The sequence below is a fragment of the Pseudomonas sp. Pseu.R1 genome, assembly GCF_045764065.1.
Taxonomy (GTDB): Bacteria; Pseudomonadota; Gammaproteobacteria; order Pseudomonadales; family Pseudomonadaceae; genus Aquipseudomonas.
On the sequence record NZ_JBJGEE020000001.1, the window covers coordinates 3,197,552 to 3,215,266 of the forward strand.

Consider the following 17,715-nt stretch of genomic DNA (forward strand, 5'->3'; position numbering starts at 1 on the left):
CGCTAAGTTCACGCAGGCCGTCTCGAAGGTTCAAATTACGAATGAATGCTCTCGCCCGCCGTGCCGCAGGCTTTTTGCTCGGTACATTGTGTTTGCCCCTCGCTGCTGTTGCCGCCGATCCTCAACCCACTACCGAATTCACGCTGGAAAACGGCCTGAAGGTGGTCGTGCGCGAAGACCACCGCGCGCCGGTCGTCGTCTCGCAGGTCTGGTACAAAGTCGGCTCCAGCTATGAGACGCCCGGCCAGACAGGCCTGTCCCACGCGCTGGAACACATGATGTTCAAGGGCAGCTCCAAAGCAGGCCCCGGCGAGGCATCGTTGATCCTGCGCGATCTGGGCGCTGAAGAGAACGCCTTCACCAGCGACGACTACACCGCTTACTACCAGGTGCTGGCTCGCGACCGTCTGAGCGTGGCTTTCGAGCTGGAAGCCGACCGCATGGCCAGCCTGCGCCTGCCGCCGGAAGAGTTCGCTCGGGAAATCGAAGTCATCAAGGAGGAGCGCCGCCTGCGCACCGACGACAAGCCTAACGCGAAGGCTTATGAGCGCTTCAAGGCCATTGCCTACCCGGCCAGCGGCTATCACACGCCCACCATCGGCTGGATGGCTGACCTGGACCGCATGAAGGTCGAGGAACTGCGCCACTGGTACGAATCCTGGTACGTGCCGAACAACGCCACACTGGTGGTGGTCGGCGACGTGCAACCCGACGAAGTGAAAGCGCTGGCCGAGCGCTTCTTCGGGCCGATCCCTCGTCGCGACGTGCCACCGTCGAAAAAACCACTGGAATTGCCTGAACCCGGTTTGCGCCAGATCACCGTTCACGTCGCCACACAAATGCCGAGCCTGATGTACGGTTTCAACGTACCGAGCCTGGCCACGGCCACGGACCCACAATCGGTGAACGCCCTGCGGCTGATCTCGGCGCTCCTCGATGGCGGCTACAGCGCGCGCATTCCGTCGAAACTCGAACGCGGGGAAGAATTGGTCACCGGTGCTTCGTCTAACTACGACGCCTACACCCGAGGCGACAGCCTGTTCACCATCAGCGCCACGCCAAACATGCAAAAGAAGAAAACCCTGGCGGACACCGAGGCCGGTATCTGGCGCCTGCTGAACGAACTGAAGACCAAGCCACCCACCAAAGCCGAGCTTGAGCGTGTTCGCGCGCAAGTCATTGCAGGCCTCGTCTACGAACGCGACTCCATCACCAGCCAAGCCAGCACCATTGGCGAACTGGAAACCGTCGGTCTGTCCTGGCGGTTGATCGATGGCGAACTGGCTGCGCTGCAAAGCGTCACGCCAGAAGACATCCAGAAAGCGGCACGCACCTATTTCACCCGCGAACGGCTTGCCGTCGCGCATGTACTGCCTGAGGAGAAAGCCCAATGACCCAGCGCATCGAGACCCGCTCTGCGCGAACAAGGGCTTCAGCATTGTTGCTGGCCGTCACCGTTGGCCTGCTCGGCCCTGTCGCGGCCATGGCCGAGACGCCAGCGTCGGCCCCCATGGAGATGCCAAAAGCCATCGACAAAGCGGCCAACACGCTGCAATCGCTCAAGGAACTCGATGGCAAGGCGCCCGCCCGCCGCGCGTTGAATATTCAGTCGTGGAACACCGCTGAAGGCGCGCGCGTATTGTTCGTCGAGGCCCACGAACTGCCCATGTTCGACATGCGCGTGCTGTTCGCCGCCGGCAGCAGCCAGGACGGCGCAACCCCGGGCATCGCGCTGATCACCAATGCCATGCTCAATGAAGGCGTCAAAGGCAAAGACGTCAGCGCCATCGCTGCGGGGTTCGAAGACCTCGGCGCGGACTTCGGCAATGGCTCCTATCGCGACATGGCCTTGGCCTCGCTGCGCAGCCTGAGCGCTCCCGACAAGCGTGAGCCTGCGCTGAAACTGTTTTCGGAAGTGGTCGGCAAACCGACGTTTCCTGCCGACTCACTGGCGCGCATCAAGAATCAGTTGATGGCCAGCTTCGAGTACCAGAAGCAGAACCCCGGCAAACTGGCGGGCGATGAGTTGTTCAAGCGCCTGTACGGCGACCATCCGTATGCGCACCCAAGCATGGGCACCGCGAAAACCATCACGCCGATCACCCTCGCGCAGTTGAAAGCCTTCCACGCCAAGGCCTACGCAGCGGGCAACGCCGTCATCGCGCTGGTGGGCGATCTGTCTCGCGCAGACGCCGAAGCAGTGGCCGCACAAGTGTCGTCGTCGCTGCCAAAAGGCCCGGCGCTGGCCAAAACCGTTGCACCGACAGCCCCCAAGCCGGGCGAAACCCATATCGAGTTCCCGTCCAAGCAGACTCACTTGATGCTGGCTGAGCTGGGTATTGATCGCGCCGATCCGGATTACGCCGCGTTGTCGCTGGGTAACTCGATCCTTGGCGGTGGTGGTTTCGGCAGCCGCCTGATGACGGAGGTGCGCGAGAAGCGCGGCCTGACCTATGGTGTGTCGTCAGGCTTCACGCCGATGCAGGCGCAAGGCCCGTTCATGATCGGCCTGCAAACCCGCGCCGAACTGAGCGAGAACACGCTCAAGCTGGTCAAGGACGTTACCCGTGACTTCCTTGCCAACGGCCCGACCCAGAAAGAACTCGACGACGCCAAAAGGGAACTCGCGGGCAGCTTCCCGCTGTCGACCGCCAGCAATTCGGCAATCGTTGGCCAATTGGGGGCGATTGGCTTCTATAATCTGCCGCTGAACTACCTCGAAGATTTCATGACGCAATCCCAGAGCGTCACCGTCGAGCAGATCAAGGCGGTGATGAACAAACACCTGAACGTGGACAACTTGGTGATCGTGACCGCGGGCCCCACTGTCCCGCAGAAGCCTCTGCCACCCCCCACTGATAGACCCGCCGAACAACCCCTCGGCGTTCCGGAGCATTGATGACCTCGACTTCCAAGCCGCCGCGCCTTCACAAAGGCCCCAAAGTTCACACAGGCCTGGGCCAGTTGCGGATCATCGGCGGCGAATGGCGCAGTCGGCGTCTGAGTTTCCCTGACGCGCCGGGCCTGCGTCCGACGCCAGACCGGGTCCGGGAAACCCTGTTCAACTGGCTGGCGCCTTACATCGAAGGCGCTCGCGTGCTCGACCCGTTCGCGGGCAGCGGCGCGCTGTTTCTGGAAGCGCTGTCGCGAGGCGCCAGCCTGGGTCTGGCGCTGGACGCCAACTCGGCGGCCGTTTCCAGCCTGCGTGAGCACTTGGGCACACTGCGTTGCACCGTCGGCAAGACCTCCACCGGCGACGCACTGCGTTACCTGGAGACGCAGCCCGCCGAAGCGTTCGACGTGGTTTTTCTCGATCCACCCTTCCACCAGAACCTTCTGACGCCAGCGTGCGCGCTGCTCGAAGAACGCGGCTGGCTGGCAAACGACGCCTGGGTTTACACCGAAAGCGAGACGGCTCCGTCGACGCTGGGCATGCCGGGCAACTGGCGCCTGCACCGGGAAAAAAAGACCGGCCAGGTGCATTACGCCTTGTGGGAACGCAGTGGCCACGCCAACTGACAGCGGCCCGTTCGCTCCAGCGTTCGGCCTCGGCAACCCCCACCTGCAAACCATGTGGGGGCCGATCTGGCGCTCAATCCCCTCGTTGGAGCGACGACGCGAGCGTATCTGGCTCGACGACGGTGACTTTCTCGATCTCGACTGGCATGGGCCCCATGACGCCAAAGTGCCCGTGGTGTTGGTACTGCACGGGCTGACGGGGTCATCCAACTCGCACTACGTGGTCGGGCTGCAACGTGCGATGGAAAAGCACGGCTGGACCAGTGTCGCCCTGAACTGGCGCGGGTGCTCGGGCGAACCGAATCTGCTGCCACGCAGCTATCACTCGGGCGTCAGTGATGACCTCGCAGCGGTCATCGCCCACATTCGCCGAGCACGCCCATTGGCGCCGCTGTATGCCGTGGGTTACTCGATGGGCGGCAACATTCTGCTCAAGCACTTGGGCGAATCCGGGCTGGACAGTCAGTTGCAGGGCGCGGCAGCGGTGTCGGTGCCCTTCCGGCTGGATGAGTGTGCGGACCGCATCGGGCTGGGCTTCTCCAAGGTCTATCAACGACACTTCATGCGCGAAATGGTGGGCTACATCAGAGACAAGCAGCGTCGATTTCAGCACGAAGGCATGAACGAAGGACTCGCCGTGCTGGCGGCACTGGGTTCACTGGACAACCTGCGCACGTTCTGGGACTTCGATGGCCGCGTGACTGCACCGCTGAATGGCTTTGACGACGCCCAGGATTACTATCGCAAGGCATCGAGCCGCTACTTCCTCGGCGCGATCCGCACCCCAACGTTGCTGGTGCAATCGTCGGATGACCCGTTCGTCTTCAAACACAGCCTGCCCGCCCTCAGCGAGCTGTCGGCAAGCACCCGATTCGATCTTCAGGAACATGGCGGGCATGTGGGCTTTGTCGGGGGTACGCTCAGAAAGCCGGTTTACTACCTGGAGCAGCGGATACCGCAGTGGTTGGTGGATGTGCATGGGAAAGACGCTACTCGTTGATCGCGCCACTCCTACAGAGGCATAAGTAGCGCTTCAAACCTTGCAGGATCGTTCAAGACACCTCTGCGCCACAGGCCTACCATCCGGGACATAAGGAGAAATACCATGTCCCGCAATCAGCTCTTCGTTCGCGGCCTTCGCGACAGCATGCCCATGCTGGTCGGCATCGCGCCGTTCGGCATCATTTTCGGAACCCTGGCCGGTGTCGGCGGCCTGTCGCTGTGGCAAGCGGTGGGCATGTCGATGTTCGTCTACGCCGGGTCCGCGCAATTCATCGTGGTCAGCCTGATGGGCGCCGGGGCCAGTACCGTGGTGATCCTGTTGACCACCTTCATCGTCAACCTGCGTCATGTGCTCTATAGCGCCACCCTGCAACCACAGGTCCAGAACCTGCCGCAGCGCTGGCGACTGTTGCTGGCGTTCTGGTTGACCGACGAAACCTTCGCTGTCGTCCAGCGCTATTACCTCGTCCATGGTCGTACGCCATTGGTTCACTGGTACTGGCTCGGCGTAGCCAGCGCGCTGTATGCCTGCTGGGTTAGCAGCTCACTGATCGGCGTTCTGTTCGGTCAAGCCGTGCCGGACATGGCCAGTTGGGGCCTAGAGTTCGCGATGCTGGCGACCTTCATCGGCATCGTCGTGCCACTGTTGCGCAACCAGCCGCAGATCGCTGCCGCCCTGGCCGCAGGCGCCGTCGCTCTGATGACATGGTCGTGGCCTTACAAACTGGGGTTGATGGCCGCTGCATTCAGTGGCATTGCGGTGGGCGTCCTGCTGGAGCGGCGCCAGTCTGAAGGCCCGCAAAACGCATCGGGCAAAGAGGTGCACTCATGAGCTACTGGTGGCTGATTCTGGGGATGACCGCGATCACGTTTTTGATGCGCTACAGCCTGTTCGCCTGGCCGAACCTGCGCTTCCCGCCGGTTGTGCGCCAAGGACTGCATTACGTGCCAACGGCGGTGCTGACAGCAATTGTGGTGCCCGGCATGCTGCTACCTGATGGCCAGCACTGGCAGTTGTCACTGGTTAACGCGTATCTGCTGGCGGGAATCGCGGCCATCGCCATCGCCGCGTTCAGCCGCAATCTGCTGGCGACGATTGGTGGGGGGTTGCTGGTGTTCTTCCTGCTGCGCTGGGCGTTGGGGCAGCTTTGATATAACGCGCCTGTGCAATCCCTGTGGAAGCAGGGGCGTCGTGCAGCAAACGCAATACCCTGTGGGAGTGAGCTTGCTCACGATAGCAACAGGCCTGACACATCTGTGGTGACAGGCATGCCGCAATCGTGAGCAAGCTCACTCCCACAGATTCACATCCACATCCACATCCACATCACAGATCATGACGACCGGGCTATTCCCCAGTCGCTACACCACGCTCAGGATCATTGATCCACTCACTCCACGACCCCGCATACAACCGCCCCAACGGATACCCGGCCAGACACAGAGCAAACAGGTTGTGACAGGCCGTCACCCCTGACCCGCAGTAAGCGACCAGTTTTTCCGGGGCTCGCCCGTTCAGCGTCTCGGCGAACCGCTGCTTGAGTTGTTCAGCGGGAAGGAAACGTCCGTCCGGCCCCAGGTTGTCAGTGAACGCGGCACACTGCGCCCCCGGAATGTGGCCGGCCACTGGATCGATCGGCTCGACTTCGCCACGAAAACGCGCAGGCGCGCGGGCGTCGATCAGGGTGACTTCAGGCTTATCCAGTTTCTTCTGTACATCCGCCGCGCTCAGCACCAGCGAATCATCCGGTTTCCCTTTGAACGCCCCCTCGCGATGCTGCGCCGGGTCCAGGCTCAACGGCAGCCCCGCCGCATGCCAGGCTTTCAGACCGCCGTCGAGAATGAACACGCCATCACGCTTGCCCAGCCACGCCAGCAACCACCACGCGCGAGCGGCATAAGCGCCCGGACCGTCGTCGTACAGCACGATCTCGCTGTCGTTATCCACTCCCCAGAAACGCAGACGCTCGATCAGCGTTTGCGGAGATGGCAATGGATGGCGCCCCGTCACGCCCTTGGTGATCGGTCCGCTCAGGTCTTTGAGCAAATCGGCGTAGGACGCCCCCTCGATGTGTCCTTCCGCGTAGCTACGCTGGCCGTAGTCCAGATCATCGAGGGACGAACGACAATCAAGGATCACAAGCCCCGGCTGTTGTTGGCGTTCGGCCAGTTGTTGCGGGCTGATCAATTGCGCGATGGACATGACGGGCTCCTGCAGACAGTAAAAGTGGCTAAAGCGATAAGACAATCCATTCAAACGGATAGATTACAGTCAACCTGCATCTTCCAGCGCCTTGTTCAACGGCACATAAAATTCGCTGCACAAGGCATGTACTGCGTCCCGCGCCTCGGGCGTCACGTAGGCCAGTTCGAGCATCAGCACCTGATAGACGCCTCGACGGATGGCCTCTTCATTCAGATGGCCCGCGTTCTCCCGCGTAGTGCACAGGAAACGCACCCAGGACGTGAGGATGATCCACGCGTTGAGCGTCAGGGATTCAATCTGCACGGTGTCCATGTCGAGAATGCCCGCTTCAACGAAACCGCCATAAATGGCCATCGCCTTGATCAGACAATGCTGAGAAAAGCGCCGATAACGCTCGGCCAACTCAGGATCGGCATCCAGCAGGTGCTCAAGATCGCGATGCAAAAAGCGATAGCGCCACATGCCATCGAGGATCGCCATCAGGTAATGGCGCTTGTCTTCGACACTGGGCAAGCGCCCCTTGGGCGGGTGGAGAAAACTGTCGACCAGCGCTTCGTATTCGGTGAACAGCTCGGCGATGATCGCCTGCTTGTTGGGGAAGTGGTAATACAGATTCCCCGGTGAAATCTCCATGTGCGCCGCGATGTGGTTGGTGCTCACGCTACGCTCGCCCTGCAGATTGAACAGCTCGAGGCTGCTCTGCACGATGCGTTCTCGGGTCTTGATGCGTAGGGGTTTGATACGCGGCGCCATGCTCAGCTCGAACGTCTGGATGTAACAGGGATGTGCTGGATCTTAACGCATGCGCTGCGTTTCGGTGCAGCCCGACGCGTCATTTGACTTTATAGAGCAATGACTCTAAAAACACTCTATAACTTCAAAAAGGAACCACAGCGATGCCTGTCGAATCCGTGCATTTACCCTTGCCCGATGATGCATCGACCGACTCCGACGAGCTTGTACGACTTTTCGACTTACAGCGTCGGGCTTTTTCCGCGAACCCCATGCCAGTCGCCGCCCAGCGCCTGCAATGGCTCGACAGCCTTTGCCAATTACTCAGCGATGAGCGCCAGGCGCTGATTGACGCGATCAGTGCAGACTTCAGCCATCGCAGCGCAGATGAAACCCTGCTCGCCGAGTTGATGCCCAGTCTGCACAACATCCATTACGCCCGCCGCCATCTGAAAAAGTGGATGCGCCCGTCTCGTCGCCACGTTGGCATGGCTTTTCAACCAGCGTCGGCCAAAGTCATGTATCAACCACTGGGCGTGGTGGGCGTGATCGTGCCGTGGAATTACCCGCTGTATCTGGCGATAGGCCCTATGGTGGGCGCGCTGGCGGCAGGCAATCGAGTGATGCTCAAGCTCAGCGAGTCCACGCCCGCAACGGGTGAACTGTTGAAAAGGTTGTTCGCCAGGGCGTTCCCGGAGGATCTGGTTGCGGTCGTACTCGGTGAAGCCGACACAGGCGTGGCGTTCTCGCGGCTGCCGTTTGATCATTTGTTGTTCACAGGCGCAACCAGTATCGGTCGGCATGTAATGCGCGCAGCCGCCGAAAACTTGACCCCGGTGACACTGGAGCTGGGTGGAAAGTCCCCTGCCATCGTCGCCCACGACGTGCCCATGAAAGACGCAGCCGAGCGCATTGCCTTCGGAAAAACCCTGAATGCCGGACAAACCTGTGTGGCGCCAGACTACGTGCTGGTGCCCAAAGATCGTGTCGATGAATTCGTCGAAGCCTACAAAAAAGCCGTCACCGGGTTTTATCCGACGCTCGCGGACAATCCGGACTACACCGCCATCATCAACCCCCGACACGTCGCGCGGCTGAATAACTACCTGGCAGACGCCACCAGCAAAGGCGCCCGGGTCATTTCACTTTATCCACATAGCCAAGGTCGGCGCCTGCCGTTCAGCCTGCTACTCGATGTCGGCGACGACATGCTGGTCATGCAGGATGAAATCTTCGGTCCTCTTTTGCCGGTCGTGCCCTATGAGCGCATCGAGCAGGCCTTTGACTACATCAATCAGCGGCCTCGCCCACTGGCTCTTTACTACTTTGGCTATAACAAGGCCGAACAGAAGCGGGTGCTGGAGCAGACACATTCTGGCGGGGCCTGTCTGAATGACACCTTGCTGCACGTGGCACAGGACGACCTGCCATTCGGCGGCGTCGGCCCCTCTGGCATGGGCCAATACCATGGCCACGAGGGTTTTCTGACCTTCAGCAAGGCCAAGGGTGTGTTCATCAAGCAGCGTTTCAATGCGGCGCGTCTGATTTACCCCCCCTACGGGAAAGCCATTCAAAAGCTGATCCATCGGTTGTTCGTGCGATGAGCGCAGTGACGCAAGGGATCTCGCGTCGCCACGCACTCAAGCTCGGGCTTGGCGCCACGGCGTTTCTGGCCAGCGCCGGACTGACCGCCAGCCTGAGCGGCTGTTCCAGTTCGTCAGCGGCGCCAGGGTTCAGTGTTCTGCGCGCCAGCGACATGGCGTTTTTACGGGCGGCGATTCCAGTCATGCTCGACGGTGCGCTTAAAGGTGTTTCGCTTTCAGGTGCTGTCGATCAAACCTTACAGAGCCTCGACCGCGGCCTGGCGCACCTGTCTCCGGAAATGCTCAAACTGACGCAGCAATTGTTCGATGTATTGGCGATGGCCATCACCCGAGGACCGCTGACGGGGATTTGGGGTAGCTGGGAAGGCGCCGATGCCGACGCGATACGGCATTTTCTGGAGCATTGGAAAAACAGCTCACTGAACCTTCTGCGCCAAGGCCATAGCTCATTGCTGCAACTGGTGCTGATGGCCTGGTACAGCCGCCCAGACGCATGGGTGCCATGTGGATACCCCGGCCCACCGAAAATCTGATCCACCCAAAACAATAAAAACAACGAGGTTCTATGCCTGTTCCCGACACGTTCCGCGAAGGACTCGCTCGCGGCTGGAAAACCTACGACGGCTCGCACTTACAACAAGACCTGACACTGGAGGTTGACGTCGCGATCATCGGCAGCGGCGCGGGCGGCGGGACGAGCGCCGAGATACTCAGCGCTGCGGGGTTCAACGTGCTGATCATCGAAGAAGGCCCACTGAAAACCAGCTCTGATTTCACACTGCTTGAAGATCAGGCCTATTCGACGCTGTATCAGGAAGGCATCGGGCGAATGAGCAAGGACGGCGCGATTACCATCCTGCAGGGCCGAGCGGTGGGCGGCACCACGCTGGTCAACTGGACGTCCAGTTTTCGCACACCCGACCAGACCCTTGAACACTGGGCACGCGAGCACAACGTGAAAGGCCACGGCCCCACCGAGATGGCGCCCTGGTTCGGCAAGATGGAACAACGTCTGGGTGTTGCGCCGTGGATCATGCCGCCCAACGCCAACAACGACGTCATTCGCCGGGGCTGTGAAAAGCTCGGTTACAGCTGGCATGTCATTCCGCGCAACGTGCGAGGCTGCTGGAATCTGGGTTATTGCGGGATGGGCTGCCCGACCAACGCCAAGCAATCGATGTTGGTGACAACCATTCCGAGCATGCTGGATAAGGGCGGCGAGCTGCTGTATCTGGCCCGTGCCGAGCGGCTGATCATCGAAAAAGGCAAGGTGCTGGGCGTGGAATGCCTGGCCATGGATGAGCGTTGTGTGGCGCCCACCGGCCGCAAGATCACGGTCAAAGCCCGGCACACGGTATTGGCCGGGGGCGGCATCAACAGCCCGGCATTGCTGATGCGCTCCAAGGCGCCGGACCCTCATAAAACGCTGGGCAAAAGAACATTTCTGCATTTGGTGGCGTTTTCGTCCGGGCTATTCGATGAGGTGATCAACCCGTTCTACGGTGCGCCGCAATCGATCTACTCCGACCACTTTCAGTGGCGCGACGGGGTGAGCGGCCCAATGGCCTACAAGCTGGAGGTCCCACCCCTGCATCCGGCGCTGGCCAGTACGTTACTGGGTGACTATGGGCAGAAAAACGCCGAACGCATGGCCCAATTGCCTCATACCCACATGATGCTGGCGCTGCTTCGGGACGGGTTTCATCCCGACAGCGTGGGCGGCAGTGTCGAATTGCGCGGCGATTACACGCCAGTGTTGGACTATCAGGTGTCGCCCTACGCGTGGGACGGCGTGAAACGCGCATTGCACACCATGGCGGACATTCAGTTCGCGGGCGGTGCCAAGGTCGTCATGCCGCTGCACCAGGACGCGGATTACGTGAAGACCATCGGTGAGGCACGTGCCTTGATCGACCGCTTGAGCATGGAAATCTTCCGCACTCGATTGGGCAGTGCTCATGTCATGGGCGGTTGCGCCATGGGAGAGGATGCGTCATCTGCGGTGGTCGACAGCCTTGGGCGGCATCACCAACTGGAAAGCCTGTCAGTGCACGACGGGTCGCTGTTTCCCACCAGCATTGGCGCCAATCCGCAATTGTCGGTGTATGGGTTGACGGCGAAGCTGGCGAGCGCACTGGCAAAGCGATTGATGACGACGCGAATCCTGTAGGAGCGACACCTGACTTGGCCCGTGCGCTCGCGCTGCGCTACCATCCGAATCCCACAACGGACTCCGACCAGGACGACGCGATGAACCGAGTGTTGTACCCAGGCACCTTCGACCCCATCACCAAGGGCCATGGCGATCTGGTCGAGCGCGCCTCGCGCATGTTCGATCAAGTGGTCATTGCCGTGGCCGCCAGCCCCAAGAAAAATCCGCTGTTCCCGCTGGAGCAACGAGTCGCCTTGGCGCAGGAAGCGACCAAGCACCTGCCGAACGTCGAAGTCGTGGGTTTCTCGACCCTGCTGGCGCACTTCGCGCAAGAGCAGAACGCCAACATCCTGCTGCGCGGTCTGCGCGCAGTGTCTGACTTCGAGTATGAATTTCAACTCGCCAACATGAATAAACAGCTCGCCCCGGATGTGGAAAGTCTGTTTCTCACCCCGTCCGAACGCTATTCATTTATTTCATCTACGCTGGTCAGAGAAATCGCGGCGTTAGGCGGGGACATCACGAAATTCGTACATCCGGCGGTCGCCCAGGCGCTCAAGGAACGGTTCAAAACCTAGTTCCTGCGCTATGTTCAGGTGCATACCGAGCGCTAATGCGGCACAATTCGCCGCATTGGTTTTTGATATGCCCCGGTGTCGACCGCGGCAGGAGTATCCATGTCCCTGATCATCACCGACGATTGCATCAATTGCGACGTCTGCGAACCCGAGTGCCCGAACGAAGCGATTTCCCAAGGTGAAGAGATCTACGTGATCAATCCGAACCTGTGTACCGAATGCGTTGGCCATTACGATGAACCCCAGTGCCAGCAAGTCTGCCCTGTGGATTGCATCCCGCTGGATGAAAACAACGTCGAGAGCAAAGACCAGTTGATGGCCAAGTACCATCTGATTACCAGCAAGGCCTAAACGAAGGCATATCCTGTCGGCATCCGCGCTTTCGCCGAAGACACTGGCTGTAATGCCTGTTGAACTGAGCGAGATACGCATGACTTCGAAGCTTACGCGGATACCGTCCTCGTTTGGCGCAGCGCTTTTTCTGTGCGCCCTCTCGGCTCAAGGCAGTCCTGATCATCCCGATCAGGCCGCCATTGCCAGCCCACATCCCATTGCGACTGCCGCCGGTCGGGAAATTCTGGTCGATGGCGGCAATGCGTTCGATGCCGCCATTGCCATCAGTGCCACCCTCGCGGTGGTCGAGCCTTACGGTTCGGGGTTGGGCGGTGGAGGCTTCTTTCTGCTGCGTCAGGCGGGCGAGCCGGTGCAGTACCAATTCCTCGATGCGCGAGAAAAGGCGCCCCTCAAATCAAAACTGCGGATGTTTCACCGCAATGGCATTGCCCAACCCGATTTATCCCTGAACGGCCCGCTGGCCGCTGCCATACCCGGCCTGCCCGCCGCGCTGGTCGAGCTGGCCGAGCGCTATGGTCGGCTGCCACTGAGCATTTCCCTGGCCCCGGCCATCCGCGTGGCCTATCGCGGCTTCAAGGTGGATGAGGTGTACCGCGAGCGGGCCAGTTGGCGGCTGTTCGCCCTGCGCGCCAATAAGGAAAGCGCCCGGCTGTTCCTGCGTAACAACGACGTGCCCGACCTTGGCGAAATCATCAAACAACCGGAGCTGGCGCAGACACTGGATCGCCTGGCAGACAAGGGCCGCGCCGGTTTTTACAGCGGCTTGACCGCGCAATCGATGGTCAGCGGGGTGCGGGCCGCAGGCGGGATCTGGAATTACCACGACTTCGAAGAGTACGACGTCATCACCCGCACGCCGTTGCGCTTCCAGTTGGCCGATCAACGGGAATTGATCAGCGCCCCGCCCCCTTCAGCAGGTGGCATAGCGTTGGCGCAAAGCCTGTTCATGCTTCAACAACTGCCATGGCGCGAATCCGAGAAGGTTCAACGCGCGCACTATGTGGTGGAGGTTTTACGCAGGGCGTATCGGGACCGCGTGCTGTTGGGTGATCCTGATTTCGTGCCCAACCCGATCGCGCAGGTCTTGGCGCCGGATTATCTATTGCAACTGTCTACCAGCATCGATCCTCACCGCGCCACGCCCAACAATATCCTGCCACCCGCGCCGCGCTGGCGTGAGGGCGACAACACCAGCCATTTCTCCGTGCTCGATAACGAAGGCAATGCCGTCGCGGCAACGTTGTCGCTCAATCTGCCGTTCGGCTCCACCTTCACGGTTCCGGGCACAGGGGTGATTCTCAACGATGAAATGGACGATTTCGCCGTCGACCCCAAAGGCAGCAACACCTACGGACTGGTGGGCAGCCCGGCCAACATCATCGAACCCGGCAAACGCCCGCTGTCGAGCATGAGCCCGAGCTTCATCGAAAGCCCTCGAAATTTCACCGCCTTCGGGTCACCGGGCGGCAGCCGGATTCCCAGCATCGTGCTGTTGTCGATGTTGCAGTATCTGGACGACCAACCCATCGCCAACTGGGCCTCGGCCCCGCGCTATCACCATCAATACATGCCAGACATGATGGAATACGAAGCGGGGGCGTTTACCGAAGAGGAATTGAGCGATTTGCGGGAGCGCGGCTACCGGCTCAGAGAGACACGTCGAGACTTTGGCAATCAGCAAGTGCTGCTGTGGCACAAGAACAATGCGCGTGTGGAAGCGGCGAGCGATCCAAGAGGTGTGGGGGTTTCAGCGACGTTCCGGCCGGATGCGCCGCTGAATCTGGTGCGCACCTGCGCTGATCAGTCCTGTTTGCCGTAACCGCTGGTCGTGCAACCCAGGCAGCGCACGAATGCCGCTTTGCCGGGTTCGACCACCAGCGCCTTGCCGGTCGCGCCGAGGTTGCCGCCCGCCGCCGCAAACGGCGAGGCCACGACGAACAGGCCTGCGCCAATGACGGTGGCCACGATCAACAGAGGACGAGCGATCAGCAAGTCGCCGATCATCGCGTAGGCAGGCGGGTTCTGGATCTCGTACATCGGATCCCCACTGCCCGACGCCTCGACCTGCGCCAGCGCAGGCGTCATCTGCAAACCGAAGAACAGGGCCAGGGTGGCAGCGAGAATACGAAACGGGCTCATGGCGTGATCCTTCAGGCACAGCAAGAAAAGTGATGCAGCTCACTATAAACAGGGATGGGGGTTACGCAAGTGGCGAAAGTTTGAAGGTTATGACCGTAGGAGCGCCATGAGCAACGGCTTGTGTGTCACTTCTGACATTTCGGGCAATAAACGCTCGCCCGTTGCCCCAGCTTCACCTCGCGCATGATCGTCCCACAAACCTTGCATGGCTCTTCGCCACGGCCATAGGCGAACAATTCCTGCTGGAAATACCCCGGCTGACCATCCCCACCAATGAAATCGCGCAACGTGGTGCCGCCGCGCTCGATCGCCGCCGCCAGAATCCGTTTGATCTCAATGGCCAGCCTTATATAGCGCGCCTTGGAAATGGTCTTGGCTTCCCGGCGAGGATCGATGCCCGCCGCGAACAACGCCTCGGTCGCGTAAATGTTGCCCACGCCCACGACAACGGCGTTGTCCATGATGAACGGCTTGACTGCCATCGAACGACCACGGGACAACTCATACAAACGCACCCCATCGAACACGTCGGTCAACGGCTCAGGCCCCAGACGAGCCAGCAGTTCGTGATTATGAGGATCAAGGCTCCACAGCATCGCGCCAAAACGGCGGGGGTCGGTGTAACGCAAAGCCAGGCCGGACTCCAGCTCGATGTCCACATGCTCGTGCTTGAGCGCGGGCAACCCGGCCTCGACCAGACGCAAGTTGCCGGACATGCCCAAATGGCTGATCAAGGTCCCGACTTCGGCCTGAATCAGCAAATACTTGGCGCGCCGCTCCACCACGACAATCTTCTGCCCCGACAGCCGCACGTCCAGGTCTTCCGGAATGGGCCAACGCAAGCGGCGGTCGCGCACGATGACGCGATTGACTCGCTGACCTTCCAGATGGGGCGCAATACCCCGACGAGTGGTTTCGACTTCAGGCAATTCAGGCATGGGACGGCTCGATGGCGAGAGGAGGATAAGCGCGCGGTCAGTGCGCGCTCAGCTCACGAATACTTTCTTTGAGGTTTTCGAAGTCGTAATCGGACAGGCCGACGTAGTCGAGGATCAAGTGGCCAATGCTGTTCCATTCATGATCGACGCTTTGGTTGCCCAATACACGATGGGACGAACAGATGTGCTCCGCCATCTTGAGGATCGCCAGCAGGTTCTTCAGCGGCGCGTTGCGCCCTGATTCGTCCTGGAAGATCGCCAGTGCGTTGTGGTGGTTGGCAATCGCATTGCTGACATGTTCGGGTAAACGCCAGGATTTGGCTGTGAAATACCCGACAACTGCGTGGTTGGTATTGAGAATGCGGTTCTCGGTGTCCACCACGCGGCATTCCGGGCTGGCCTTGGCATAGGCTTCTTCCAGTACGTTCATGTATTCGGGGAAACGCTTGAGCATCAGCGGCACGCCGCAATCATGGAACAGACCCAACGCGTAGGATTCGTCCACGGTTTGCGAGCCGATGCGCTTGGCCAGCGTCAGACTGGTCATCGCCACGTCCTGCGCGGTGTCCCAGAAGCGGTTGAGCACGACGATGGTTTCGTCGCTCATTTCGCCCTTGATCGATTGCGCGTTGATCAGGTTGATGACCGACCGACTGCCCAGCAGATTCACAGCGCGCTGGATGGACGCGATCTTGTTGGCCAGCCCGTAATGAGCCGAGTTGACGATTTTCAGTAGCGCTCCCGACAGGCCCGGATCCTGCGCGATCAACCGTGCGATGACACCCAGATCGGGGTCGGGCATGTACTGCTCCATCTGCAAATCCACCATGATTTGCGGCTGGGGCGGGACGCTGATGCCTTGCAACGCCTGCTGGATCTGCTCGGAAGTAAGCTCTTGGGACATAAGTACACACTCAAGGTCAGGGGGCGATTTTAACCCTTACCGCCCATGCTTCGACAACCGTTGAAACACCTTGAAGGTTCCGACCGGAGACCACCTGGTTAATTCATCTGCATCCGCCCGCTGGCGAGATGACACGGTATAATCCCGCTCTTTTTTCCGGAGCGACGTCATGTCCCTGCCTAGCTTGCGCCTCAAGCCCAACGCCGACCGTCGCCTGCGCGCCGGTCACCTGTGGATCTACAGCAACGAAATCGACGTTGCCGCCACCCCGCTCAACGGCTTCGCTCCAGGCGCCCAAGCGGTTCTTGAAACAGCGAGCGGCAAGCCGTTGGGCATCGTCGGCGTCAGCCCGAACAACCTGATCTGCGCCCGTCTGCTGTCTCGCGACATCAAGCTGGCGCTGGACAAATCGCTGCTGGTGCATCGCCTGAACGTCTGCCTGTCGCTGCGCGAGCGCCTGTTCGACAAGCCGTTCTACCGTTTGGTCTACGGCGACTCCGACCTGCTGCCGGGCCTGGTGGTGGATCGTTTCGGCGACATTCTGGTGGTGCAACTGGCCTCAGCCACCATGGAGCAGCACAAAGACGACGTGCTGGCTGCGCTGATTCAGGTGCTCAAGCCCAGCGGCATCCTGCTCAAGAACGACTCGGCCGCCCGCGATGCCGAAGGCTTGAATCGTTACGTTGAAACCGCGTTTGGTCTGGTGCCCGAATGGGTTGCGCTGGAAGAGAACGGCGTGAAATTCGAAGCGCCGGTGATGGAAGGCCAGAAGACCGGCTGGTTCTACGACCACCGCATGAACCGCGCGCGCCTGGCACCGTACGTCAAAGGCAAGCGAGTGCTGGACCTGTTCAGCTACATCGGTGGCTGGGGTGTGCAAGCGGGTGCGTTCGGCGCGAGCGAAGTGTTCTGCGTCGACGCATCGGGCTTTGCTCTTGATGGCGTGGAGCGCAACGCGACGCTGAACGGCTTTGCCGACAAGGTCACCTGCGTTGAAGGTGATGTGTTCGAGGCCCTGAAAGAGCTGAAAGCGGCTGAAGAACGTTTCGACGTGATCGTCGCCGACCCGCCCGCCTTCATCAAACGCAAGAAAGACCTGAAAAACGGAGAAGGCGCCTACCGTCGCCTGAACGAGCAAGCCATGCGCCTGCTGACCAAGGACGGCATTCTGGTCAGCGCCTCCTGCTCGATGCACCTGCCGGAAGACGACCTGCAAAACATCCTCCTGACCAGCGCCCGCCACTTGGACCGCAACATCCAGTTTCTGGAACGCGGCGGCCAAGGCCCGGATCATCCGGTACACCCGGCGATTCCGGAAACGCGCTACATCAAGAGCATTACGTGCCGGTTGTTGCCGAATAGCTAAAAGCTTCGCAGGCAAGCGCGCTCCTACAGATAACCGCGTTTTCCATGTGAATGCGCTCCGCTGCAGGAGCGCGCTTGCCCGCGATGACGTCTCAACATGAATCAAATCCCAGCCGCTCGACCGCAAGACCCCAACCTCGCCACTTCCCACCATTCCCTCCTGCCCTCACAGGTGTAGAATCAGCGCTATTCATCGCCAATCATCCCCCGGCGGGTTTATGA

18 protein-coding genes are annotated in these 17,715 nt (G+C 60.4%); 13 read left to right on the forward strand and 5 right to left on the reverse strand.

Translation table 11 applies throughout. The features are described 5' to 3' along the window. Positions 1–41: 41 nt before the first annotated feature. The 6 genes from ACI5GA_RS14855 (at position 42) to ACI5GA_RS14880 (ending at position 5,673) form a co-directional block, all read left to right on the forward strand. Positions 42–1,394, forward strand: a complete 1,353-nt coding sequence (locus tag ACI5GA_RS14855) for a M16 family metallopeptidase (protein ID WP_404636741.1) — start codon at positions 42–44, stop codon at positions 1,392–1,394. After that, entirely contained in the window at positions 1,391–2,899 is a 1,509-nt protein-coding gene (locus ACI5GA_RS14860) for a M16 family metallopeptidase (RefSeq protein WP_421423142.1), read from the forward strand. The genes ACI5GA_RS14855 and ACI5GA_RS14860 overlap by 4 nt, the downstream gene beginning before the upstream one ends. Next, entirely contained in the window at positions 2,899–3,519 is a 621-nt protein-coding gene (rsmD, locus tag ACI5GA_RS14865; protein WP_421423144.1) for a 16S rRNA (guanine(966)-N(2))-methyltransferase RsmD, read from the forward strand. The genes ACI5GA_RS14860 and rsmD overlap by 1 nt, the downstream gene beginning before the upstream one ends. Continuing rightward, entirely contained in the window at positions 3,503–4,519 is a 1,017-nt protein-coding gene (locus tag ACI5GA_RS14870; protein ID WP_404636747.1) for a hydrolase, read from the forward strand. Before rsmD ends, ACI5GA_RS14870 begins: the two co-directional genes overlap by 17 nt. Positions 4,520–4,624: 105 nt before the next feature. Continuing rightward, positions 4,625–5,353, forward strand: coding sequence for an AzlC family ABC transporter permease (locus ACI5GA_RS14875; RefSeq protein ID WP_421423146.1), 729 nt, complete (start codon positions 4,625–4,627; stop codon positions 5,351–5,353). Further along, entirely contained in the window at positions 5,350–5,673 is a 324-nt protein-coding gene (locus ACI5GA_RS14880; RefSeq protein WP_404636751.1) for an AzlD domain-containing protein, read from the forward strand. Before ACI5GA_RS14875 ends, ACI5GA_RS14880 begins: the two co-directional genes overlap by 4 nt. 196 nt (positions 5,674–5,869) lie before the next feature. Here ACI5GA_RS14880 and ACI5GA_RS14885 read toward each other — a convergent pair whose 3' ends face one another. Next, entirely contained in the window at positions 5,870–6,724 is an 855-nt protein-coding gene (locus ACI5GA_RS14885; protein WP_404636753.1) for a sulfurtransferase, read from the reverse strand. Between the two features lie 69 nt (positions 6,725–6,793). After that, entirely contained in the window at positions 6,794–7,480 is a 687-nt protein-coding gene (locus ACI5GA_RS14890) for a TetR/AcrR family transcriptional regulator (protein WP_404636755.1), read from the reverse strand. 143 nt (positions 7,481–7,623) lie between these two features. On the opposite strand from ACI5GA_RS14890, the gene ACI5GA_RS14895 reads away from it, so the two are divergent. The 6 genes from ACI5GA_RS14895 to ggt all read left to right on the forward strand — a co-directional run bounded on the left by ACI5GA_RS14895 (position 7,624) and on the right by ggt (position 13,966). After that, on the forward strand, positions 7,624–9,063 hold the full coding sequence (locus tag ACI5GA_RS14895; protein WP_421423149.1) for a coniferyl aldehyde dehydrogenase: 1,440 nt from the start codon (positions 7,624–7,626) through the stop codon (positions 9,061–9,063). Then, positions 9,060–9,596 carry a twin-arginine translocation pathway signal protein gene (locus ACI5GA_RS14900; RefSeq protein ID WP_421423151.1) on the forward strand — a complete coding sequence of 179 codons (537 nt, stop codon included), beginning with the start codon at positions 9,060–9,062 and terminating at the stop codon, positions 9,594–9,596. Before ACI5GA_RS14895 ends, ACI5GA_RS14900 begins: the two co-directional genes overlap by 4 nt. Positions 9,597–9,628: 32 nt before the next feature. Further along, positions 9,629–11,233, forward strand: a complete 1,605-nt coding sequence (locus ACI5GA_RS14905; RefSeq protein WP_404636761.1) for a GMC family oxidoreductase — start codon at positions 9,629–9,631, stop codon at positions 11,231–11,233. 80 nt (positions 11,234–11,313) lie between these two features. After that, positions 11,314–11,793 carry a pantetheine-phosphate adenylyltransferase gene (gene coaD, locus ACI5GA_RS14910; RefSeq protein WP_421423153.1) on the forward strand — a complete coding sequence of 160 codons (480 nt, stop codon included), beginning with the start codon at positions 11,314–11,316 and terminating at the stop codon, positions 11,791–11,793. A 99-nt stretch (positions 11,794–11,892) separates the two neighbouring features. Continuing rightward, the gene (locus ACI5GA_RS14915; protein WP_404636765.1) at positions 11,893–12,144 is read left to right on the forward strand and encodes a YfhL family 4Fe-4S dicluster ferredoxin; all 252 of its coding nucleotides are present in this window, start codon (positions 11,893–11,895) and stop codon (positions 12,142–12,144) included. Positions 12,145–12,223: 79 nt separating this feature from the next. Continuing rightward, entirely contained in the window at positions 12,224–13,966 is a 1,743-nt protein-coding gene (gene ggt, locus ACI5GA_RS14920; protein ID WP_421423156.1) for a gamma-glutamyltransferase, read from the forward strand. Here ggt and ACI5GA_RS14925 read toward each other — a convergent pair. The 3 genes from ACI5GA_RS14925 to ACI5GA_RS14935 form a co-directional block, all read right to left on the reverse strand. After that, positions 13,948–14,286, reverse strand: coding sequence for a multidrug transporter (locus ACI5GA_RS14925; RefSeq protein WP_404636769.1), 339 nt, complete (start codon positions 14,284–14,286; stop codon positions 13,948–13,950). The two genes, ggt and ACI5GA_RS14925, sit on opposite strands and share 19 nt — an antisense overlap. Before the next feature lie 125 nt (positions 14,287–14,411). Further along, positions 14,412–15,224 (reverse strand): bifunctional DNA-formamidopyrimidine glycosylase/DNA-(apurinic or apyrimidinic site) lyase, encoded by an 813-nt coding sequence (gene mutM / locus ACI5GA_RS14930; protein ID WP_421423158.1) that lies wholly within the window; start codon positions 15,222–15,224, stop codon positions 14,412–14,414. Between the two features lie 37 nt (positions 15,225–15,261). Beyond that, positions 15,262–16,128: an HDOD domain-containing protein gene (locus tag ACI5GA_RS14935; protein ID WP_404636773.1), complete on the reverse strand. Its 867-nt coding sequence runs from the start codon at positions 16,126–16,128 to the stop codon at positions 15,262–15,264. Between the two features lie 169 nt (positions 16,129–16,297). Here ACI5GA_RS14935 and ACI5GA_RS14940 point away from each other — a divergent pair, with 169 nt between their 5' ends. Continuing rightward, entirely contained in the window at positions 16,298–17,494 is a 1,197-nt protein-coding gene (locus ACI5GA_RS14940; protein ID WP_404636775.1) for a class I SAM-dependent rRNA methyltransferase, read from the forward strand. The last annotated feature ends 221 nt before the right edge of the window (positions 17,495–17,715 follow it).